This window comes from Pseudomonas sp. F9001, from assembly GCF_013385435.1.
GTDB lineage: Bacteria > Pseudomonadota > Gammaproteobacteria > Pseudomonadales > Pseudomonadaceae > Aquipseudomonas.
Window position 1 is genome coordinate 1 of sequence record NZ_JACAPX010000023.1, and the last position, 23,093, is coordinate 23,093.

A 23,093-nucleotide genomic window follows, 5' to 3' on the forward strand; every position below is an offset into this window, starting at 1 on the left:
GCCGCTGTAAGAGCGGAACCAGTCTCAGCCATCACCCAAAAACGGATATACACGCAAACCACCTTCCCCGAGAAAGCACAAAGGGGACCCGAAGGTCCCCTTTAATTTGTCGTTGCGTGCTCTTTTTTTATTATTGAGGGGCGGTCTATTGTTGTTTTTGGCAACCGTGGCCCTTTACCGCTGTTTTTGGCGACCCCCATCCGGGGTCAAGAGCAAACGTATTTTTTTGAGCGCTGATCTGCTTCTTCGCACGCGATCCAACCAGTGGGTAGCTACCTTGAGGTAGTTTTTTGTTCTTCTCTATCCGGTTGCGGGTTTCGGCAAGCCGTACCCTGCGAAGCACATCTTCTCCAAAAAAATCTGTTAGCTGCGTCTCTGCCGTGTTGTTTTTGTTATGTCAGAGTCGTTACGTCTTATTTTTATTAGGTTTGGTGCTTTTTATTCTTGTTATGCAATAGAGATAGCAGAAGCCGTGCCAACTTTATAAAGTCCTTTAAAATCAATGCCTTGATTTTTTGGCGAGAAATTTCCTTCAGGAAATGCGACAAAATATGTTCCCGTGTTACCCGATGTGTAGCCGCGAGGTAACACATCGTCACAAGCGCACTACTCAACCGGCGCTGCGAGCCTTCGCCACGCGCGAACCGGTGGGGCGGCCGAGTACCGTACAAATCTGCTGACCCGCCAGAATCAGCTTGTCCATGTCGATACCGGTCTCGATGCCCAAGCCATTGAGCAGGTACAACACATCTTCAGTGGCAACGTTACCGCTGGCCCCCTTGGCATAGGGGCACCCGCCGAGGCCCGCAATAGAGCTGTCGAACACCTGGATACCTTCCTCAAGGCTGGCGTAGATATTGGCGATGGCCTGGCCATAGGTGTCATGGAAGTGCCCGGCCAGCTTGTCCCGTGGCACCTGCGCGCCGACCACCTCGAACATCCGGCGTGTTGCGCCTGCAGTGCCGGTGCCAATCGTGTCGCCCAGGGACACCTCATAGCAGCCCATGGCGAACAGCTCGCGAGCGACTGCCGCGACCTGTTCCGGCGCGACCTGACCTTCATAAGGGCAACCCAACACACACGACACATAACCCCGCACACTCACACCGTGCTGCCTGGCCGCGTCCATAATCGGCACGAAGCGTTCCAGGCTTTCGCTGATGGAGCAGTTGATATTGCGCTGGGAAAACGCCTCGGAAGCCGCCGCAAATACGGCCACTTCTTTTACGCCCGCCGCCAGTGCATCTTCAAAACCCCGCAGGTTTGGCGCCAGCGCGCCATAGGTCACGCCCGGCTTGCGCTGGATCTGCGCAAACACCTCGGCCGACCCGGCCATCTGCGGTACCCATTTGGGCGACACAAAACTGCCGACTTCGATGTAACCCAGGCCGGCGGCACTCAGGGCGTCCACCAATTGCACCTTGTCGGCGACGCTGATGGGTTGCGCTTCATTCTGCAGGCCGTCGCGGGGGCCCACTTCCACCAGGCGCACATGAGAGGGGAGGGACATGGCAGCTACCTTTTATGAATGGCCAACCTGGCCCTGAATGGTCTGTTCCAGCGCCTGGGTGCAACGCTCTTCGGCGGTGTCCAGTTCGAGCTTCATCTGTTCGATGTCGAGCAACTGTTGTTCCAGCTGCTCGCGGCGCTCGGCGATTTTCGCCAGCATGCTGTGCAGCTGTTTCTGGTTGCCGCTGGTAGGGTCGTAGAGTTCGATCAGTTCCCGGCACTCGGCCAGGGAAAAACCGATGCGCTTGCCCCGCAGGATCAGCTTCAGGCTGACCTTGTCGCGGGGCGAATAAATGCGCTCCTGGCCCCGGCGTTCCGGGGACAGCAGGCCTTGTTCTTCATAGAAGCGAATGGCGCGGGTGGTGATGTCGAGCTCGCGGGCGAGGTCGGAGATGCTGTAGGTCGTGCTCATGAGGGCGCTCAAGGAGTGTCTTGAGCGTTAAGCTAATGGCTGGTTGACGTTAACGTCAAGCTCGCTCCTACAGTTTGTCCAGCTTCTTCTCATGGGCCGTCACCTGCTGGCACAACTCGATCATCTGCTCGCGCATCCAGCGGTTGGCCGGATCCTGGTCGGTGCTTTCATGCCAGTACAGATGGGTTTCCACCATCGGCACATCATTCACCGGCAGGTTGAACCAGTGCAGTTCATGGCGCCGTGCGAAGCGCTCCGGCACGGTCATTACCATGTCGGTTTGCTGCAGCACCTGCGAGGCCATCAGGTAGTGCTGGGAGCGCAGGGCGATCTTGCGTTGCAGGCCCATCTTGCCCAGCGCCAGGTCGACATGGCCCAGGCCGTTGCGCCGGCTGGAGATATGAATGTGGGTCAGCGACAGGTAGTCATCCAGCGTCAGTTTGTCCTTGCCCGCCATCGGATGGCCCTTGCGCATGGCGCACACGTAGCGGTCTTCCATGAGCTTGACGTGGCGCACTTGCGGGTCGGTGTTGAGCGGCGCATCCACGGCAAAGTCCAGGCGACCGGCCGCCAGTTCCTTGGTGGTTTCCCGGCGCTTGGACAGGAAGCTCTCGATTACCACCGTCGGTGCCAGGCGGCGCAGGCGCTGGAACAGCGGCGGCAGAATCACCGCTTCGGTGAGGTCGGTCATGCTGATGCGGTAGGTCTTGGCCGCCTGTTGCGGGTTGAAGATCCGGCTTTCCTGTACCGACACCCGCAGCAGCGACAGCGCGTTACGCACCGGGCCAATGATGTTCTGGGCCATGGGCGTGGGCACCATGCCTTGGGCTGTGCGCACGAACAGCGGGTCGTTGAAGGTCTCCCGCAGGCGGGCCAGAGCGTTCGACACCGCAGGTTGAGTAATCCCGACAATCTGCCCGGCGCGGGTCAGGTTGGCTTCGGTGTAGATCGCGTCAAAGACGATGAAGAGGTTGAGGTCGACCTTGCTCAGATTCATTTCGCTGCGCTCTTATTGTTAGGTGTCCATACGCCGATCATATATCGGTGATGAATGTTAATACACGCCGAGAATAGGCTAGGTAAATTATCAACGCTGTTCTAGCATCGTTTCATGACCTCAACAACCTCCATTGAGAAGGTGCTGCCCATGGATTTCGCCTATTCGCCCAAGGTTCAGGAACTGCGTGAACGCGTCACCGCGTTCATGGACGCCTACGTTTATCCGGCCGAGCCTGTGTTTGAACGCCAGGTTGCCGAAGGTGACCGCTGGCAGCCCACCGCCATCATGGAAGAGTTGAAGCTCAAGGCTAAAGCCGAAGGCCTGTGGAACCTGTTCCTGCCGGAATCCGAATTGGGCGCCGGCCTCACCAACCTGGAATACGCACCCTTGGCCGAAATCATGGGCCGCTCCTTGCTGGGGCCGGAGCCGTTCAACTGCTCGGCACCGGATACCGGCAACATGGAAGTGCTGGTGCGCTACGCCAACGAAGAGCAAAAACAGCGCTGGCTCGAACCGCTGCTGCGCGGCGAAATCCGCTCGGCATTTGCCATGACCGAGCCGGACGTGGCTTCCTCCGACGCCACCAACATGGCCGCCCGTGCAGAACGCGACGGCGACGAGTGGGTGATCAACGGTAAAAAATGGTGGACCTCCGGCGCCTGTGACCCGCGCTGCAAGATCCTGATCTTCATGGGCCTGAGCAACCCGGATGCGCCGCGTCACCAGCAGCACTCGATGATCCTGGTACCAGTGGATGCGCCCGGTGTGAAGATCGTGCGCCCGCTGCCGGTGTTCGGCTACGACGACGCACCCCATGGCCACGCCGAAGTGCTGTTTGAAAACGTCCGCGTGCCGTACGAAAACGTCCTGCTGGGCGAAGGCCGGGGCTTTGAAATTGCCCAGGGGCGCCTTGGTCCGGGCCGTATTCACCACTGCATGCGTTCCATCGGCATGGCCGAGCGCGCGCTGGAACTGATGTGCAAGCGTTCCGTCAGCCGTACCGCCTTCGGCAAGCCGCTGGCCCGCCTGGGTGGCAATATCGACAAGATCGCCGACTCGCGGATGGAAATCGACATGGCGCGCCTGCTGACCCTGAAAGCTGCCTACATGATGGACACCGTGGGCAACAAGGTCGCGAAAAGCGAAATCGCCCAGATCAAGGTGGTGGCGCCGAACGTGGCGTTGAGGGTGATCGACCGCGCCATCCAGATCCACGGTGGCGCCGGCGTATCCAATGACTTCCCGCTGGCCTACATGTACGCCATGCAGCGCACCCTGCGCCTGGCCGATGGCCCGGACGAAGTGCACCGCGCAGCAATCGGCAAGTTCGAGATCGGCAAGTATGTGCCGCGGGAAATGATGCGCAGCGGGCAGTAAAACCGAGGTGTCTTCATCGCAGGCAAGCCAGCTCCCACAGGGGAATGCAGTCAACTGTGGGAGCCGGGCTTGCCGCGATGAGGCCAGTTGATCGTTCCCACGCTCTGCGTGGGAATGCTGCCCCGGACGCTCCGCGTCCTCAATACACCCAGACCTCCACCCGCCGATTCTTGATCCGTCCCTCATCCGCTGTATTTGCCGCCACCGGCATCTCGGCACCGAACCCCTGAATGTCCCTCAGCACCACGCCGCTCTTGACCAATTCCCGGCGCACCGCCATCGCTCGCAACTTCGACAATAGCGCCGCCCGCTGCGCATCACTCTTGGCATCCCCAAACCCCACGAGCGTCACCTGCTTGTCCAGCTTGCCGTGGCTCTTTATATAAGCCACTACCCGCATCAGGTCCTGGCGCGCCTTGTTGTCGAGGCTGGCACTGCCTTCCTCAAACCGGAAATTCACCGTCAGGCGCTGCGCTTGTCGGGCAATCGCCTGGTAATCCCCGGGCATCGGCGCCCGTGGCTCCACCGCCATGGCCTGCACCTGCTGTGCGATAAAACCGTTGGCGGCGACGATCGCCTGGCCCTTGCTGCTTTGTGCAAAGTCCACCAGGGCCTTGGCCCAGGGGTTTTGTGCAACAGGTGGCAGGTAGAAGAACAACCGGCGTGACAGTGGGTAGTCCTCGGTGGCGATCAAACTGTTCAGCGGCAGCATCGGCTGCGAGTCGCCATCGACGATGGCCACCGCCTTGGCCTGGCGTACATAGGGCAATCCGATAAAACCGATGCCCTGGGGGTCATGGCTGACAGCATCCGACAACTGCTCGCTGGATTCGAAGCGCTTGGCGCTGCCATCCAACGACTTGCCGCGCCGGCTGAGCACCAGTTCCTTGAAGGTGTCATAGGTGCCGGATTGATCATCCCGCGCGTACAGGTGAATCTGGCCACCGATGCCGCCCAGTTGTTCCCAGGTCGAGACTTCGCCGCTGAAGATCTGCGCCAGTTGCGCGGTGTTCAGCGTCCCCAACGGGTTGCGTGGGTTGAGGATGATCGCCAGCCCGTCAATGGCGATGACCTGTTCGGCGTCGGGGCTTTTCAGGTCGCCGAGGGCTTCGAGGTCCACCAGTTCGCTGTCCTTGATCGGCCGGGAAGACGCCGCGAGGTCGGCGTTGGCGTTTTTCAGGGCTGCGAACCCGGTGCTGGAACCATGGGCCGCCACTTCCACCGTCACCTTCTGGCCCTGGCGAGTCTTGCCGACGATGTGCTGTTCGTTGGCCTGGTCAGATGGCTCGCTGTGCACCGCTTGCAACCCCTGTTGCTCCATCAGCCCCTTGACCAGCGCCGGGCCAAGTGCCGCGCCGATGGTGTTGGAACCCTGGATGCGCAAGGCCGGGCCATGTTCGGGGAAGGGCAGTGGGGTGGAAAAAGCGGCGAGGGGAAATGCGCTGAGCAGGGCCAGCAGGGATAGAACGCGCAGCATCATGCCGGCACCTTCTCAAGCCAAAGGGAGTGCCGCGAGATTAAGTCAGAGAGGTTTCAGCAATATGACCGGCATCACGCCGTCAAAAAGTGTGGGAGCGGGCTTGCTCGCGAATACAGTGTGTCAGTCGACGTATCCGGTGACTGACACTCCGTATTCGCGAGCAAGCCCGCTCCCACATTTAACGGCGCTGCTGTTAAGAAATCAGCTCAATTCCAGCCATATCGGTGCATGATCGGAGGGTTTTTCCATGCCGCGCAGGTCATAGTCCACACCGGCATCCTTTACCCGGGGCAGCAAGCCCTGGGAAGCCAGGATCACGTCGATCCGCAGCCCGCGCTTTGGCTCGTCTTCAAAACCACGGCTGCGGTAATCGAACCAGCTGAAGCGGTCTGCCACATCCGGGTTGAGGTGGCGGAAGCTGTCCACCAGGCCCCAGTTCTTCAGGCGGGCCATCCACTCGCGTTCTTCCGGCAGGAAGCTGCACTTGCCGGTCTTCAGCCAGCGCTTGGCGTTGTCGGCACCGATGCCGATGTCGCAGTCTTCCGGGGAAATATTCACATCCCCCATTACCACCACGGCCTGTTCATTGCTGAACTGCGACTCCAGGAGGGTTTGCAGGTCCTCGTAGAAGCGCTGCTTGGCCGGGAACTTGGTGGGGTGGTCGCGGCTTTCGCCCTGTGGGAAATAGCCGTTCATGATGGTAATCGGGTTGCCGTTGGCGTCGGCGAAGGTGCCCCAGATAAACCGGCGCTGGGCGTCTTCTTCGTCACTGGCAAAGCCTTTGTGCAGCGCCAGCGGTTCCTGGCGCGAGAGCAGGGCAACACCGTAGTGGCCTTTCTGCCCGTGGTAATACACGTGATAGCCGAGGGCCTTGATCTCATCCAGCGGGAACTGGTCGTCGTGGACCTTGGTTTCCTGCAGGCCGATCACGTCCGGCTGGTGTTTCTCGATCAGTGCCGCCAGCTGATGAGGGCGGGCGCGCAGCCCGTTGATATTGAAAGACACGATTTTCATGGTCGGCGGTCCAGTCTGGCAAAAGGGCGATGCTAGCCGACAATGTAGGACGGGAGCCAGCCTTGTAGCAGCTGCCGAGGCACAAGGCTGCGTTGGGCTACGAAGCGGCGTCCGGTGGCTACACTGAACGAAACAGTGCCGCAGACGTTCGTAATAACAAGAGCGCGACCTTTTGAGTCAGCGCCCAGGGGAGATTCACTGTTATGCCTGACACCTCGACTGCCATCGCCCAGATCCACATGCTCGACAGCGGCTACTCCCGCGAAGCCCGTTCGCTGTTGTACCAGGCCTATCGCCATGAGCCGACGTTCGCCTACATCTTCGAAGCCGAACGTCCCGGCTACGAACAGCGGGTGCGCGCCACGGTGCGTGAGCTGGTCAAACAGCACTTCTTCCAGAAACTCCCGGCGATTGGCCTGTTGGTCAACGACCGGCTGATCGGCATCGCCCTGATCGCGCCACCGACCCGCCGCCTGGGCATCACCGAAAGCTGGGCCTGGCAGTTGCGCATGTGGCTGAGTACCGGCGTGCGCGGTACCCGGCGTTACCTGGAATACCATCAGGCGGTGCTGGCATGCCTGCCCTCGGACTCGGTGCATGTGCTGCCATTGCTGGGGATTCACCCGCAATTCCAGGGCAAGCACTACGGTGAGCAACTGCTGGAAGCGGTGCATAACTGGTGCGCCGAAGACCCGCATTCCTCGGGCGTGGTGCTGGACACGGGGAATTCTCGCTATCTGGAGTTCTATAAGCGCCAGGGGTATGAAGAGATTGGCGAGGTGGCTGTAGGACCTGTTCTGGAGCACGTGTTCTTTCACGCAAATCCGCAGGTGTTACAGGCTGCAACGGTTTAAGACAGAATTATTCAGACAAATCCGGGTTCTAACTCGCTCCCAAGCTCGTGTAGCATCCCGGCCTATGAAGTTTCCAGGAAGATTTACCAGCGGCTTGATTCTGCTGTTCACGAGCTGCGGCGCCTTGGCGCAAAGCGAATTGGATGTGCGCATCAAGCCTTCAAACGACGCGTTGAAAGCCAACATCGAAGGCTATATCGGCGGGGTCGGCGATCGTGACGAAGAAGCCCTGCTGCGGTTCAGCCGTGGCGCCGAGGAGCAGGCCCGCAAGGCCGCCCAGGCGCTGGGCTACTACCAACCGCAGATTGCCAGCGATGTGAAGGGCGGCAAGAACCCGCGCCTGATCCTCACCATCGACCCCGGCGAACCGGTGCATTTGCGCAATGTGACCATTCGGGTCGACGGCCAGGCCGCCGACCTCAAGGCCTTTCGCGTGCCCGCCAGCGACCAACTCAAATCCGGCGCCGTGCTCAACCACGGCAACTACGAAGACGCCAAGCGCGTCATCCAGAACCAGGCGTCACGCTACGGCTTTTTCAGCGGGCGCTTTACCAGTCAGAAACTCTCGGTCGACCCCAAGGCGGGTGTGGCCGATATCGAACTGATTTATGACAGTGGCCCACGCTACACCTTGGGCAAGGTCAGCTTTGCCGGCGATACGCCGTTTGATGAAGACCTGCTGCAACGCATGGTGCCGTTCAAGAGCGGCGCGCCTTACGACTCCGAACTGATCGCCGAACTCAACCAGAACCTGCAATCCAGCGGCTTTTTCGAAGGCGTGCGCGTGGACGCCGCTCCGGCGGCCTCGACCAATGACGTGATCCCGGTGGCCGTGCAACTTGAAACCCGCAAGCCGCGCACCATGGGCCTGGGCCTCGGTTACTCGACCGACGTCGGCCCGCGGGGCAAGGCCAACTGGACGCGCCACTGGGTCAACCCCCAGGGCCACAGTTATGGCTGGGAAGCCGAGCTTTCCGCGCCTCGGCAGAACGTCGGGTTGTGGTACGACATTCCCATGGACCCGCCACTGACCGACAAACTTCGCTTTGCCGGCGGTTACCAGAATGAAGAAATCGCCAACACCGACACCCTGAGTAAACTGCTCACCCTCGGCCCCGAGTGGCACAGCAAGTTGCCCAGCGGCTGGACGCGGGTGATCTCGCTCAAATGGCAGCGCGAAGAGTATCGCCTGGGCAACGACTCGGGCCTGAGTACGCTGCTGATGCCGGGCATCAGTTATTCCTACCTGCGCAGCGACAACCGCATCGACCCGCACAATGGCTATCGCCTGCTGTTCGACGCCAAGGTCGCCAAGGAAGGCCTGGGTTCCGACACCAACCTGCTTTACGGCACGGCGACCATCAAGGGCTTGACCACCCTGTGGGACAACCACCGTTTCCTGGCCCGGGCGCAGTTTGGCGGCAGTGCCACCAACGGCTACAAATCCGTGCCGCCGTCGTTGCGCTTTTTTGCCGGTGGCGACCAGAGCGTACGGGGTTACGAGTACCAGACCCTGTCCCCGGAAAACGATCGCGGCGACCGCATCGGCGGCCGCTACATGGTGGCCCTGAGCGCCGAGTACCAATATTCCATCGCCGAAAAATGGCGGATCGCGACCTTTATCGACCAAGGCAACTCGTTCAACACCCTGGAAATGCCAAGCCTGAAAACCGGCGTGGGTGTGGGTGTGCGCTGGGTGTCGCCGGTTGGCCCGATCCGCCTCGACCTGGCCCATGCCCTCGAAGATCCGGGCGGCATTCGTTTGCACTTTTCCATGGGGCCTGAGCTGTGATGCGTGGTTTGAAAATAGCGGGGCTGGCCATTCTGGCGGTCCTCGCGGTGATAGTGCTGGCACTGTGGACGGTGCTGGGTACCCAAGCCGGCAGCCGGTGGGTGCTGGGCCAGGTGCCGGGTTTGACCGTGGAGAATTTCCAGGGTCGCCTGGGCGGGCAGTGGAGTGCCGACCATCTGTTATGGCAGCAGGACAGCAGCCGCGTGGAGCTTCAGTCGCCAAAGTTCGACTGGTCGCCGGCCTGTTTGATGCGCATGACCTTGTGCATCAACCAACTGGATGTGGAGCAGGTGAGCCTGCAATTTCCACCCGGCACCGAAGAAAGCAGCGGCCCGATTACCCTGCCGGACCTGAAACTGCCGGTCGCCCTTCAGTTGGGTGACATCCGCGTTGGCAGCCTGCTGTTCAATGGCAGCGAAGAGCTCCAGGGCCTGCAGCTGGCGGCGCACTGGACTGCCGCCGGGATGCAGATCGATTCGGTGCACCTGCAACGGGACGGTTTGGTCCTTGACCTGTCCGGCCTGCTGCAACCCACCGGCAGTTGGCCGCTGGCCGCCAGCGGCAACCTGAGCCTGCCTTACGCGCCGGGCGGTGCGCCCTGGACGCTGGCGCTCAAGGTCGATGGCGATTTGCTCAAGACCCTCAAGCTCGACGCCGACAGCAGCGGCTACCTGCCGGCCAAGCTCAGCGGCGAATTGCAACCGCTGGTGGAAAACCTGCCGGCGCAGTTGCACATCACCGCCGACGGCTTCAAACCCAGCGCCGATTTGCCCGATACCCTGCAACTCAATCAGCTGGACCTGACCGCCAAGGGCGACCTGAGCAACGGTTACCAGTTGCTGGGCAAAGCCGTACTGCCCGCGGAAAAAGGCCCGGTGGACCTGCTGCTGCAAGGCAAGGTCGACGCCAAGGGCGCGCAGATCGCCGGGCTGGATTTGAATGCCGGTGACAAGCAAAGCCTCAAGCTCAGTGCCAACCTGGACTGGCAGCAAGGCTTCAGCGCCGACGCAAAAATCGACTGGCTGGATTTCCCGTGGCATCGCCTGTACCCGGTAATCGACGAACCCCAGGTGGCCTTGCGTACCTTCAATGGTGAAGTTTCCTACAAGGACGGCAACTACCTGGGCAACTTCAAGGCCGACCTCGACGGCCCTGCGGGCAAGTTCAGCCTGGCCAGCCCGTTCAGTGGCGACCTCAAGCAAGTGTTCCTCCCCGAGTTGAAACTCGCGGCTGGTCAGGGCAAGGCCGAAGGCCACCTGAACCTGCAATTTGCCGATGGCATCGCCTGGGACACGGCGCTGGACCTGTCGGCCATCAACCCGGCGTACTGGGTCGCGGAACTGCCGGGTACTCTGGCCGGCCCGTTGCGCAGCAAGGGCGAAATGAAGAACGAGCAACTCAAGCTCAATGCCGACCTCGACCTCAAGGGCCGTCTGCGTGGCCAACCTGCCGTGCTCCAGGCCAAGGCGGAAGGCGCTGGCGAGCAATGGACCCTCGGCACCCTCGACATTCGCCTCGGCGACAACCGCATCTATGGCAGCGGCAGCCTGCAACAGCGCCTTGCCGGGCAGATCGACATCAAGCTGACGCGCCTCGCCCAGCTCTGGCCGCAACTGCGCGGGCAGATGAATGGTCGCCTCGACGTCGCCGGCACCCTGAAAGCGCCGCAAGGCAAGCTCAGCCTGGTTGGCCAGCAACTGGCGTTTGAAGATAACCGCCTGCAAAACCTGACCCTGGACGCGAACCTGGATAATGCCCAGCGCGCCAAAGTCGACCTGAAAGGCAGTGGCATCCAGGCCGGTGAAACCCAGCTCGGCACCTTCAGTGCCAGCGCCCAGGGCGATATCAAAAGCCAGAAAGTCCAGCTCGACCTGGCCGGCCCTTTGCTCAAGCTGGCCCTGGCCCTGGACGGCAACCTCGACAAAGGCAACTGGCGCGGGCGCCTGGCCAGCGGCGATGTGCAAGCCGGTGGCCAGGACTGGAAGCTGCAAGCGCCGGCGAAGATCGAGCGCCTGGCCGATGGCAAGCTGACCTTTGCGGCGCACTGCTGGGTCTCCGGCCCGGCGAGCCTGTGCGGCGAAGACCAGCGCCTGATGCCCGAGCCGAAGCTGCGTTATCACCTCAAGCAGTTCCCAATCGACAGCCTGGCGCAGTGGTTGCCCAAGGATTTCGCCTGGCAGGGCAAGCTCAATGCCGACGTGCAGCTCGACCTGCCGGCCAGCGGCCCCAAAGGCGTGGTCTCGGTGGACGCCAGCGGCGGTACCCTGCGGGTCAAGGACAAGGACCAGTGGCTGGATTTCCCCTACGACACGCTGAAGCTGGAAACCACCCTCAACCCCACGCGCATCGACACCCAGCTCAATTTCCGTGGCGGCAAGCTCGGCGAGTTGCTGTTGCAGGCGCAGCTCAATCCGCTGGCAAAGAACAAGCCGATCACCGGCAACTTCACCCTGACCGGCCTCGACCTCGCGGTGGCCCGCCCCTTTGTACCCATGGTCGAGAAGCTCAACGGCAAGCTCAACGGTAACGGGCGAATTGGCGGCAGCCTGCTGGCGCCTCAGGTCAACGGCAGCATCAACCTGGTGGGGGGGGAAATCTCCGGCCCGGAACTGCCCACCAGCATTGAAGGCCTGAATATCCAGGCGTTGATTGCCGGCGAAAGCGTGCAGCTCAATGGCGGCTGGCGCAGCGGCAAGGCCGGGCAGGGCACTATCAAGGGGCAGATCGACTGGGGCCAGGCCCTGGCGGTGGATATCGCGCTGCAAGGCACGCAACTGCCGGTCACCGTGGAACCGTACGCGGCCCTGGAGGTGGCGCCTGACCTGAAGATCAGCATGAAGAACGACAAGCTGGCGATCTCCGGCAAGGTGCAGATTCCCAAGGGCGAGATCACCGTGCGGGAATTGCCCCCATCGACGGTCAAGGTCTCGGATGACACGGTGATCGTCGGCAGCCAGACCGAAGAGGGCAAGCCGCCGATGGCCATGGCGATGGACATCGATGTGGAGGTAGGCAAGGACAAGCTGAGCTTCGCCGGGTTTGGCCTTACCGCCAACCTGCAAGGCCATGTGCACATCGGCGACAACATGGACACCCGTGGTGAACTGTGGCTCAACGACGGCCGCTACCGGGCATACGGCCAACGCCTGACTGTGCGCCGCGCGCGATTGTTGTTTGCCGGGCCGATTGACCAGCCGTTCCTGGATATCGAAGCGGTGCGGATCACCACCGAGCCGTCCCGGACCGTCACCGCCGGTATTCGTCTGAGCGGCAGTGCCGAGCAGCCGACTACGCAAATTTTCTCGGAGCCGGCCATGGCCCAAGAGGATGCATTGTCGTACCTGGTGTTGGGGCGTTCGCGCACCACCAACGGTGAGGACAACAACATGCTGGCCGAAGCGGCGCTGGGTCTTGGGTTGATGGGCAGTGCCGGGGTCACGTCGGACATCGCCAAGAACCTGGGCATCCAGGACTTTGAACTGGACACCCAGGGCAGTGGCAACAACACCGCCGTGGTGGCCAGCGGCAAGATCTCCGAGAAGCTCAGCCTGCGTTATGGCGTGGGGGTGTTCGAGCCGGCCAACACCATCGCCTTGCGCTATTTGCTGAGCAAGAAGGTGTACCTGGAAGTGGCCAGCGGCGTGGCCAGCTCCCTGGATATTTTCTACAAGCGCGATTTCTGATCCGTCCACGGTAATGGTGGGAGCCTGGCTCCCACCATTTATCCGCTAATTAGCAAGCAACCTAACTATTCGTTTGACATTCGCTGCCTAGGCAGTAACATCGTGTCACACATTCACTGCTTAGGCAGTTAATAGGCTGGTCACGATGAAGCACTTCACCCCCGAAAACTTCCACAACTGCCACCTCGGCCTGCTGCTGGGCCGGGCTGCGCTGCTCAAAGACAAGATCATCGACACCCACATGGAACCCCACGGCATCACGGCCGCGCAGTTCAAGGTGTTGATCATCATGGCCCAGTACGGCGTCGACACCCCGGCCGAGCTGTGCCGCAACCTGTCGTTGGACAGCGGCTCCATGACCCGCATGCTCGACCGCCTGGAACAAAAGGACCTGCTGGCGCGCAAGCGTTCCGAGCAGGACCGGCGCCAGGTGCAGTTGGTGCTGACCGCCGAAGGCCAGCGCGTGGCCGACATGCTGCCGCACATCGGTGCCCAGGCCCTGAACCAGTTGGCGGGCGCCCTGGAGCCGGGTGAATTGCAAATCCTGGAAAAAATCCTGAAGAAAATTCTGATAGCTGCGGGTGACCCAATCACCATTCAGCGGGTAGGTAGTGCATGAACAATCGCTCCTTGCGTGCCGGCCTCAGCCTTGTGCTGGTGGCCATGACTATGGCCGGTTGTGCCAATTTCAGCGGCTTGGACACAGAAGGCAAACGCCTCGAAGCCAATAACCTGCAAACCGGCAAATCCCTCAGCGGCGTGACCCTGTCCACCGCTGCCTGGCCCACCGCCGACTGGTGGAAAGGCCTTGGCGATCCACAGCTCGACGGCCTGATCCAGGAAGCCCTGCAGAACAGCCCCGACATGCAAGTGGCCAGCGCCCGTGCCCACCAGGCCGAAGCCGCTGCCTATGCCGCCGACGCCGAGCGCATGCCAACCCTGGATGCCAGCGCCGGTGTCAGCCGTTCGCGCCTGGCCAAGGACCAGGACCCGTTGGGCCAGGGCGATGCCTACGCCACCGTGCGTAACATCGGTGCCAGCTTCAATTACAACTTCGACCTGTGGGGTGGCCAGCGCGCCGCCTGGGAAGCCGCGCTGGGCCAGGCCCGCGCTGCCGAAGTCGACCAACAGGCCGCGCGCCTGACCCTGGCAGCCAACGTCGCCAAGGCCTACAGCGACCTGGGCCAGGCCCATATCGTGCGTGACCTGGCCAATGATGACCTCAAGCGCACCCGGCAGATGCTCGACCTGGGCCAGCGTCGCCTGAACTCCGGGATCGACAGCCAGTACCAGTACCAGCAAACCGAAAGCCTGGAAGCCAGCTCCCAGTCGCAACTGATCGATGCGGAAAAACAACTGCAGAGCGCGAAGATCGCCCTCGCGGTGTTGCTCGGCAAAGGCCCGGACCGTGGCAGCGAACTGGTACGCCCCAACGTGCTCAAGCCGAGCGCGGTTGCGGTGCCTTCGGTGTTGCCTGCCGAGCTGGTGGGCCGTCGCCCGGACCTGATCGCCGCACGCTGGCGGGTGGAGGCGGCGAGCAAGAACATCGCGGCCAGCAAGACCCGTTTCTACCCCAACCTCAACCTGAGCGCGAGCGCCGGGGCCGAGTCGTTGCTGGGGGATGCGATGTTTGGTTCGGCCAGCCGCTTCTTCAGCATTGCGCCGACCGTCTCGCTGCCGATCTTCGACGGCGGCCGCCTGCGCGCCGACCTCGACGCTCGCGACGCCGACTACGACCTGGCCGTGGCCCAGTACAACAAAACCCTGGTGCAAGCCTTGGGCGATATCGGCAACACACTCTCGCAATTGCGCGAGACCGGCCGGCAGATCCAGGCCCAGCAACACGCCGCTGACATTGCCCAGCAGTCCTACGACACCGGCGTCCAGCGTTACAGCTCAGGTATCGGCAATTACCTGGACGTGCTCAGCATCGAACAGCAACTGCTCCAGGCCCAGCGTCAGTTGGCCACCCTGAATGCCGAGCAAATCGATCTTTCGATTCAACTGATGCAGGCCCTGGGCGGCGGTTTCCACGCCGATAACGTGGCCTCGACCACCCCAGCCACGCGCACTGAATAATTCAAGGTACTTGTCATGGCCACTGCCGAAACCAGCAACAACGCTCCTGAAACAAACAAGGCTGAACAACCCAACAACAGCAACCCGCGCAAACGCAAAGTCATGCTGTTTGTGCTGGCGCTGATCGTCATCCTCGGCGCCTTGGGCGTATGGGGTTGGTACGAATTGTATGGTCGCTTCAGCGAAAGCACCGACGACGCCTACGTCAATGGCAACGTGGTGGAAATCACCCCGCTGGTGACCGGCACCGTGGTGAGCATCGGCGCCGACGACGGCGACCTGGTGCATGAAGGCCAGGTGCTGATCAACTTCGACCCCAACGACGCGGCCGTCGGCCTGCAAAGTGCCCAGGCCAACCTGGCCCGCACCGTGCGCCAGGTGCGTGGCTTGTACAGCAACGTCGATGGCATGAAAGCCCAGGTGCTGGCGCAACAAGCCAACGTGCAAAAGGCCCAGGACAACTACAACCGACGCAAGAACCTCGCTGCCGGCGGGGCGATTTCCCAGGAAGAACTGTCCCACGCCCGTGACGACCTGACCTCGGCGCAAAACGCCTTGGCCAACGTGCAGCAACAGTTCAAGACCAGCAGCGCCCTGGTGGATGACACGGTGATTTCGTCCCACCCGGACGTGCAGGCTGCCGCCGCACAGTTGCGCCAGGCTTACCTGACCAACGCCCGTAGCACCCTGATCGCACCGGTGACCGGCTATGTGGCCAAGCGTACCGTGCAACTGGGCCAGCGGGTCCAGCCGGGTACTGCACTGATGGCGGTGATCCCGCTGGATCAACTGTGGATCGACGCCAACTTCAAGGAAACCCAGCTGCGCAATATGCGTATCGGCCAGCCGGTGGATATCGAATCCGACATCTACGGCAGCGACGTGAAATTCAGCGGTACCGTCGACAGCCTCGGCGCGGGCACGGGCAGCGCGTTTGCCTTGCTGCCGGCGCAGAACGCTACCGGTAACTGGATCAAGATCGTGCAACGGGTGCCGGTGCGTATCCATGTGAACGCCGATGAGTTGGCCAAGCACCCGCTGCGGGTGGGCCTGTCCACCGTGGTCGACATCGACCTGCACGACCAGAGCGGCCCGGTACTGGCCCAGCAGGCGCCGCAGAAGGCGTCGTTCACCACCAACGTTTACGACCGCCAGTTGGCCGAAGCCGACGCGATGATCACCCAATTGATCCATGACAACAGCGTCGCCGCTCCCAAGGCTGCCCAGCGCTGATTCGCCAATCCATCAGCTGCGGCCCCGGCGGCCGTAGCGCCAATCATGTTGCACAGGATTCGCGATGAGTAACGCTAACGCCTCCTTCACGCCGCCCAGCTTGCTGATGGCCACCATCGGCCTGTCCCTGGCGACCTTCATGCAGGTGCTCGACACCACCATCGCCAACGTGGCGCTGCCGACGATTTCCGGCAACCTCGGCGTGAGTTCGGAGCAGGGCACCTGGGTCATCACCTCGTTTGCCGTGAGCAACGCCATCGCGCTGCCGCTGACCGGCTGGCTGAGCCGTCGCTTCGGCGAGGTGAAGCTGTTTCTGTGGGCCACCATCCTGTTTGTGCTGGCCTCGTTTCTCTGCGGTATTTCCACCTCGATGCCCGAGCTGATCGGCTTTCGGGTATTGCAAGGCCTGGTTGCCGGCCCGTTGTACCCGATGACCCAGACGCTGCTGATCGCGGTCTATCCCCCCGCCAGGCGTGGCATGGCCCTGGCGTTGCTGGCGATGGTCACGGTGGTGGCGCCGATTGCCGGGCCGATCCTCGGCGGCTGGATTACCGACAGCTACAGCTGGCCGTGGATCTTCTTTATCAACGTACCCATCGGCATCTTTGCCGTGATGGTGGTGCGCTCGCAACTGAAGAAACGCCCGGTGGTCACCAGCTACCAACCGATGGACTACGTCGGCTTGCTGAGCCTGATCGTCGGCGTCGGCGCCTTGCAGATCATCCTCGACAAGGGCAACGACCTGGACTGGTTCGAGTCGAATTTCATCATCATCGGCGCGGTGATCTCGGCTGTCGCCCTGGCGGTGTTCGTGATCTGGGAAATGACCGATGAGCACCCGGTGGTCAACCTGCGGCTGTTCGCCTATCGCAACTTTCGCATCGGCACGATTGTGTTGGTACTCGGGTACGCGGGTTTCTTCGGGATCAACCTGATCCTGCCGCAATGGCTGCAAACCCAGATGGGCTACACCGCCACCTGGGCGGGCCTGGCGGTGGCGCCGATCGGGATTCTGCCGGTGTTGATGTCGCCATTTGTGGGCAAGTACGCGCACAAGTTCGACCTGCGGCTGCTGGCGGGGCTGGCGTTCCTGGCGATTGGCTTGAGTTGCTTCATGCGCGCCGGGTTTACCAATGAAGTGGACTTCACCCACATCGCCCTGGTGCAGTTGTTCATGGGGATCGGCGTAGCGCTGTTCTTCATGCCGACCTTGAGCATCCTGATGTCCGACCTGCCGCCGGCGCAAATCGCCGACGGCGCTGGCCTGGCGACCTTCCTGCGGACCCTGGGCGGCAGCTTTGCGGCCTCGTTGACCACCTGGATCTGGATTCGCCGGGCGGACCAGCACCATGCCTACATGAGCGAAAACATGACCACCTACGACTCGGCCACCCGGGACGCCTTGCAGGCGCTCGGCGGGGCAGGGCACAAGGCGTATGCGCAGTTGGACCAGATACTGACGAGCCAGGCGTACATGATGTCCACCGTGGATTACTTCACGTTGCTGGGGTGGATGTTCATGGCGTTGATCGTGATTGTATGGCTGGCGAAACCGCCGTTTGCAGCGAAGGCGGGGCCGGAGGCTTCTGGCCACTGATCGAAAGACCGAACTCGGTCAATGTGGGAGCTGGCTTGCCTGCGATGCAGGCACCTCGGTACATCAGATGCATCGAGGTGATGCTATCGCAGGCAAGCCAGCTCCCACATTTGATGGGTGTTGTGTCTGAGGATCAGGCGCCAGGCAAGGCCAGTTGCGGGTTGACGAAGTCAAACGCCGCCAGTTGAAACCCTTGCTCATCCACCTGCAACGCCCACCCTTGCTTGTCCCAATCCCCCAGCACAATGCGCTTGGCCGCTTGCTCGCCAATCTGCAACTTGTGAATCGCCGGGCGGTGGGTGTGGCCATGCACCAACGTACGCACGCCGAACTGCTGCATCACCCTCGGCACTTCCTCGGGCGTTACATCGACAATGTCGTTGGTCTTCATCCGCGTCTGCGCGCGGCTTTCACTGCGCAGCTTGCGCGCCAGCTTGTGCCGCGTGCGCAAGGGCAGGTGGCGCAGGATGAACAGCGTGATGGGGTTACGCAGGATGCGCCGCAGCTTCATATAGCCAAGGTCGCGGGTACACAGGCTGTCGCCGTGCATCAACAGCACGGGCTCGCCTGCGAGTTGCACCACACTCGGGTCCTTGAGCAAGGTTGCGCCTGCGGCTTTGCAGAACGCCTTGCCGATCAGGAAATCCCGGTTGCCATGCATGATGAAAATCTGGGTGCCGCTGTCGCTCAGCTCGCGCAGAGCCTGGCAAATCGAACGCTGGAAGGGCGTCATCCCATCGTCGCCAATCCAGGCTTCGAAGAAGTCCCCCAGAATGTACAACGCCTGGGCAGAACGGGCGCGGCCGTGCAGTAAATCCAGAAACGCCCGGGTTATGTCCGGGCGCTCCTCTTCCAGATGCAAATCTGAAATCAGCAATATCACTCAACGATCTCGGCTTTCTCGACGATAACGTCTTCTACCGGAACGTCCTGGTGACCTGCCTTGCCGGTGGTTTGCACACCCTTGATCTTGTCGACAACGTCCTGGCCTTCGGTGACTTTACCGAATACCGCGTAGCCCCAGCCCTGCACGTTCTTGCCGCTGTGGTTCAGGAAGGTGTTGTCGGCGACGTTGATGAAGAACTGCGCGGAGGCCGAATGCGGCTCCATGGTACGGGCCATGGCGACGGTGTACTTGTCGTTGGAAAGGCCGTTGTCCGCTTCGTTCTGGATGCTTGGACGCTTGTCTTTCTTTTCTTTCATGCCAGGCTCGAAACCGCCGCCCTGGACCATGAAGTTGCCGATGACACGGTGGAAAACAGTGTTTTCGTAGTGGCCGGCTTTAACGTACTCGATGAAGTTGGCGACGGTGATCGGCGCTTTCTCGGCGTTCAGCTCGATGACGATGTCACCGTGGTTGGTGGTCAGTTTGACTTGAGTCATGTTCACTACTCTTTCAAGGAATTCGTGGGTTTGGGCGTTTTGCGCCTTACCTGCTTGGCAAAAACGGCAGCCAAGGCGCGCAGTTTAGCGTGACCTGCGGGAATTTCGAGGTGGTTTTTTACCGCCCATGCAATAAATGCAGCAGTTTTTGGCCACGCTCTGTCAGGGCCTTGACAGCATCGGCTATGATAAGCCCTTTGTTTGTCGGCCTCACCCGGCCAAGTACTTCGTCTGTTCAAGGATCCTATGAGCAAGCCCACTGTCGACCCTACCTCGAATTCCAAGGCCGGACCTGCCGTCCCGGTCAATTTCCTGCGCCCGATCATCCAGGCGGACCTGGATTCGGGCAAGCACACGCAGATCGTCACCCGCTTCCCGCCTGAGCCCAACGGTTACCTGCACATCGGCCACGCCAAGTCGATCTGTGTGAACTTCGGCCTGGCCCAGGAGTTCGGTGGCGTCACGCACCTGCGTTTCGACGACACCAACCCGGCCAAGGAAGACCAGGAATACATCGACGCCATCGAAAGCGACATCAAGTGGCTGGGCTTCGAATGGTCCGGTGAAGTGCGCTATGCCTCCAAGTATTTCGACCAGTTGTTCGACTGGGCCGTCGAGTTGATCAAGGCCGGCAAGGCCTACGTAGACGACCTGACCCCGGAGCAAGCCAAGGAATACCGTGGCACCCTGACCGAACCGGGCAAGAACAGCCCGTTCCGAGACCGTTCGGTGGAAGAGAACCTGGACTGGTTCAACCGCATGCGCGCCGGCGAGTTCCCGGACGGCGCCCGCGTACTGCGTGCCAAGATCGACATGGCCTCGCCGAACATGAACCTGCGCGACCCGATCATGTACCGCATCCGCCACGCCCATCACCACCAGACCGGTGACAAGTGGTGCATCTACCCGAACTACGACTTCACCCACGGTCAGTCGGACGCCATCGAAGGCATCACCCACTCCATCTGCACCCTGGAGTTCGAAAGCCACCGTCCTCTGTACGAATGGTTCCTCGACAGCCTGCCGGTACCGGCGCACCCGCGTCAGTACGAGTTCAGCCGCCTGAACCTGAACTACACCATCACCAGCAAGCGCAAGCTCAAGCAACTGGTCGATGAAAAGCACGTGTTTGGCTGGGACGACCCGCGCATGTCGACGCTGTCGGGCTTCCGCCGCCGTGGCTACACCCCGGCATCGATCCGCAATTTCTGCGAGATGGTCGGCACCAACCGCTCCGACGGCGTGGTCGACTACGGCATGCTCGAATTCAGCATCCGTCAGGACCTCGACGCGAACGCCCCGCGCGCCATGTGCGTGCTGCGTCCGTTGAAGGTGGTGATCACCAACTACCCGGAAGGCCAGGTCGAAAACCTCGAACTGCCGCGTCATCCGCAGAAAGAAGAACTCGGCGTGCGCAAGCTGCCGTTCGCCCGTGAAATCTACATCGACCGCGATGACTTCATGGAAGAGCCGCCAAAAGGCTACAAGCGCCTGGAGCCGAACGGCGAAGTGCGCCTGCGCGGCAGCTACGTGATCCGTGCCGACGAAGCGATCAAGGACGCCGATGGCAACATCGTCGAACTGCGTTGCTCCTACGACCCGGACACCCTGGGCAAGAACCCGGAAGGCCGCAAGGTCAAGGGTGTGGTGCACTGGGTGCCGGCGGCGGCCAGCGTCGAGTGCGAAGTGCGCCTGTACGATCGCCTGTTCCGCTCGCCGAATCCCGAGAAGGCCGAAGACAGCGCCAGTTTCCTGGACAACATCAACCCTGACTCGCTGCAAGTTCTCACGGGTTGTCGTGCCGAGCCATCGCTTGGCGACGCACAGCCGGAAGACCGTTTCCAGTTCGAGCGCGAAGGTTACTTCTGCGCGGATATCAAGGACTCGAAACCTGGTCAGCCGGTATTCAACCGTACCGTGACCTTGCGTGATTCGTGGGGCCAGTGATTCTGTTTTAAGGAACTGTCGTGCTAACGATCTACAACACACTCAGCAAGACCAAAGAAGTCTTCAAGCCGCTGGATGGCAACAAGGTGCGCATGTACGTGTGCGGCATGACCGTGTATGACTACTGCCACATCGGCCACGGCCGCAGCATGGTTGCCTTCGACCTGGTGACCCGCTGGTTGCGTTTCAGCGGTTATGACCTGACGTATGTGCGCAACATCACCGACATCGACGACAAGATCATCAATCGCGCCAACGAAAACGGCGAGTCGTTCGATGCGCTGACCGAGCGCATGATTGCTGCGATGCACGAGGACGAGGCACGCCTCAACATCCTCAAGCCGGACATGGAACCGCGCGCCACGGACCATATCCCGGGCATGCACGCGATGATCCAGACCCTGATCGACAAGGGTTACGCCTACGCCCCGGGCAATGGCGACGTGTACTACCGCGTCGCCAAGTTCATGGGCTACGGCAAGCTGTCGCGCAAGAAAATCGAAGACCTGCGCATCGGTGCGCGGATCGAAGTCGACGAAGCCAAGCAAGACCCGCTGGACTTCGTGCTGTGGAAAGGCACCAAGCCCGGCGAGCCGAGCTGGGAGTCGCCATGGGGCGCCGGGCGCCCGGGCTGGCACATCGAATGCTCGGTGATGTCCACCTGCTGCCTGGGCGAGACCTTCGACATTCATGGCGGCGGCAGCGACCTTGAGTTCCCGCACCACGAAAACGAAATCGCCCAAAGCGAAGCGGCCACCGGCAAGACCTACGCCAACGCGTGGATGCACTGCGGCATGATTCGCATCAATGGCGAGAAGATGTCCAAGTCCTTGAACAACTTCTTCACCATTCGCGACGTGCTGGAAAAGTACCACCCGGAAGTGGTGCGCTACCTGTTGGTGTCGAGCCATTACCGCAGCGCGATCAACTACTCGGAAGACAACCTCAAGGACGCCAAGGGCGCCCTGGAGCGTTTCTACCACGCGTTGAAAGGCCTGCCCTCCGTGGCGCCTGCGGGCGGCGAAGCGTTTGTTGCGCGGTTCACCGAAGTGATGAACGACGACTTCGGTACGCCTGAGGCCTGCGCGGTGCTGTTTGAAATGGTGCGTGAGATCAACCGCCTGCGCGAGAGCGATCTCGACGCAGCGGCGGGGCTTGCCGCACGTTTGAAAGAGCTGGCGAGCGTGCTGGGCGTATTGCAGATGGAAGCCGATGACTTCCTGCAGGCGGGCGCTGAAGGGCGTGTGGATGCCGCTGAAGTTGATGCGCTGATCCAGGCACGCTTGACTGCCCGGGCCAACAAGGACTGGGCGGAGTCTGACCGTATCCGTGACCAACTGACCGCGATGGGTGTGGTGTTGGAAGACGGGAAGGGCGGTACGACGTGGCGGTTGGCTGATCAGGCTTGATCGGTGATTGCTGAATGAAAAACGCCCCGACTGGTTCGGGGCGTTTTTTTTGGCCTGTCTATCCGTTATTCAGGGGGCGGTTCTTACAGCATGTCTTGGACGGGACACCTGTGCGGGGACATGGTTGACACATCGAGGGGCGAGCAAGCCATCTCAAGATCAAACGCAGAGCTGCTTAATGTGGGAGCGGGCTTGCTCGCGAAGAACATGAGGGCGCCGCGTTGAATCAGGACGCCCACATCATCGTTAACGACCTTCGCGAGCAAGCCCGCTCCCACATTTAAACCGTGCCCGCTTCTGATTTTGCTGTTGCTTCACCACACT

General features: G+C 61.3%; 17 protein-coding genes. 10 read left to right on the forward strand and 7 right to left on the reverse strand.

From position 1 onward, the window contains the following. Positions 1-610 precede the first annotated feature (610 nt). The 3 genes from HX818_RS21450 to HX818_RS21460 form a co-directional block, all read right to left on the reverse strand. Positions 611-1,510 (reverse strand): hydroxymethylglutaryl-CoA lyase, encoded by a 900-nt coding sequence (locus HX818_RS21450; RefSeq protein WP_003211808.1) that lies wholly within the window; start codon positions 1,508-1,510, stop codon positions 611-613. 12 nt (positions 1,511-1,522) lie between these two features. After that, complete coding sequence (locus HX818_RS21455; protein WP_003211806.1) at positions 1,523-1,921, reverse strand: MerR family DNA-binding transcriptional regulator; 399 nt, start codon at positions 1,919-1,921, stop codon at positions 1,523-1,525. Positions 1,922-1,988: 67 nt separating this feature from the next. Then, positions 1,989-2,918, reverse strand: a complete 930-nt coding sequence (locus HX818_RS21460; protein WP_003211805.1) for a LysR family transcriptional regulator — start codon at positions 2,916-2,918, stop codon at positions 1,989-1,991. 150 nt (positions 2,919-3,068) lie between these two features. Between HX818_RS21460 and HX818_RS21465 the strand changes: the two genes are divergently transcribed. Then, positions 3,069-4,298 (forward strand): acyl-CoA dehydrogenase, encoded by a 1,230-nt coding sequence (locus HX818_RS21465; protein WP_003211803.1) that lies wholly within the window; start codon positions 3,069-3,071, stop codon positions 4,296-4,298. Positions 4,299-4,437: 139 nt separating this feature from the next. Here HX818_RS21465 and HX818_RS21470 read toward each other — a convergent pair whose 3' ends face one another. Then, the gene (locus HX818_RS21470; protein WP_102605508.1) at positions 4,438-5,778 is read right to left on the reverse strand and encodes a substrate-binding domain-containing protein; all 1,341 of its coding nucleotides are present in this window, start codon (positions 5,776-5,778) and stop codon (positions 4,438-4,440) included. Between the two features lie 201 nt (positions 5,779-5,979). After that, complete coding sequence (gene xthA, locus HX818_RS21475; protein ID WP_102369515.1) at positions 5,980-6,792, reverse strand: exodeoxyribonuclease III; 813 nt, start codon at positions 6,790-6,792, stop codon at positions 5,980-5,982. Positions 6,793-6,995: 203 nt separating this feature from the next. Here xthA and HX818_RS21480 point away from each other — a divergent pair, with 203 nt between their 5' ends. From HX818_RS21480 to HX818_RS21510, 7 genes are all read left to right on the forward strand, one after another. Next, the gene (locus HX818_RS21480; protein WP_003211798.1) at positions 6,996-7,646 is read left to right on the forward strand and encodes an N-acetyltransferase; all 651 of its coding nucleotides are present in this window, start codon (positions 6,996-6,998) and stop codon (positions 7,644-7,646) included. 64 nt (positions 7,647-7,710) lie between these two features. Next, the gene (locus tag HX818_RS21485) at positions 7,711-9,438 is read left to right on the forward strand and encodes an autotransporter assembly complex family protein (RefSeq protein WP_023658973.1); all 1,728 of its coding nucleotides are present in this window, start codon (positions 7,711-7,713) and stop codon (positions 9,436-9,438) included. Further along, positions 9,438-13,121, forward strand: coding sequence for a translocation/assembly module TamB domain-containing protein (locus tag HX818_RS21490; protein WP_177020705.1), 3,684 nt, complete (start codon positions 9,438-9,440; stop codon positions 13,119-13,121). The genes HX818_RS21485 and HX818_RS21490 overlap by 1 nt, the downstream gene beginning before the upstream one ends. Positions 13,122-13,266: 145 nt before the next feature. Then, entirely contained in the window at positions 13,267-13,740 is a 474-nt protein-coding gene (locus HX818_RS21495; RefSeq protein ID WP_177020706.1) for a MarR family winged helix-turn-helix transcriptional regulator, read from the forward strand. Beyond that, on the forward strand, positions 13,737-15,200 hold the full coding sequence (locus HX818_RS21500; RefSeq protein ID WP_008432421.1) for an efflux transporter outer membrane subunit: 1,464 nt from the start codon (positions 13,737-13,739) through the stop codon (positions 15,198-15,200). The genes HX818_RS21495 and HX818_RS21500 overlap by 4 nt, the downstream gene beginning before the upstream one ends. Positions 15,201-15,215: 15 nt before the next feature. Continuing rightward, the gene (locus HX818_RS21505) at positions 15,216-16,433 is read left to right on the forward strand and encodes an efflux RND transporter periplasmic adaptor subunit (RefSeq protein WP_177020707.1); all 1,218 of its coding nucleotides are present in this window, start codon (positions 15,216-15,218) and stop codon (positions 16,431-16,433) included. Between the two features lie 64 nt (positions 16,434-16,497). Further along, positions 16,498-18,030 (forward strand): DHA2 family efflux MFS transporter permease subunit, encoded by a 1,533-nt coding sequence (locus HX818_RS21510; RefSeq protein WP_003211786.1) that lies wholly within the window; start codon positions 16,498-16,500, stop codon positions 18,028-18,030. Positions 18,031-18,163: 133 nt separating this feature from the next. Here the strand turns inward: HX818_RS21510 and lpxH are convergent, their stop codons facing one another. Further along, positions 18,164-18,913 carry a UDP-2,3-diacylglucosamine diphosphatase gene (gene lpxH / locus HX818_RS21515; RefSeq protein ID WP_003211785.1) on the reverse strand — a complete coding sequence of 250 codons (750 nt, stop codon included), beginning with the start codon at positions 18,911-18,913 and terminating at the stop codon, positions 18,164-18,166. After that, positions 18,910-19,413: a peptidylprolyl isomerase gene (locus HX818_RS21520; RefSeq protein ID WP_003211783.1), complete on the reverse strand. Its 504-nt coding sequence runs from the start codon at positions 19,411-19,413 to the stop codon at positions 18,910-18,912. The genes lpxH and HX818_RS21520 overlap by 4 nt, the downstream gene beginning before the upstream one ends. A 246-nt stretch (positions 19,414-19,659) precedes the next feature. Here HX818_RS21520 and HX818_RS21525 point away from each other — a divergent pair, with 246 nt between their 5' ends. Together HX818_RS21525 and cysS are read left to right on the forward strand one after the other, a co-directional pair. Then, the gene (locus HX818_RS21525) at positions 19,660-21,360 is read left to right on the forward strand and encodes a glutamine--tRNA ligase/YqeY domain fusion protein (protein ID WP_177020708.1); all 1,701 of its coding nucleotides are present in this window, start codon (positions 19,660-19,662) and stop codon (positions 21,358-21,360) included. Between the two features lie 20 nt (positions 21,361-21,380). After that, the gene (cysS, locus tag HX818_RS21530) at positions 21,381-22,769 is read left to right on the forward strand and encodes a cysteine--tRNA ligase (RefSeq protein ID WP_008432427.1); all 1,389 of its coding nucleotides are present in this window, start codon (positions 21,381-21,383) and stop codon (positions 22,767-22,769) included. Positions 22,770-23,093: the final 324 nt, after the last annotated feature.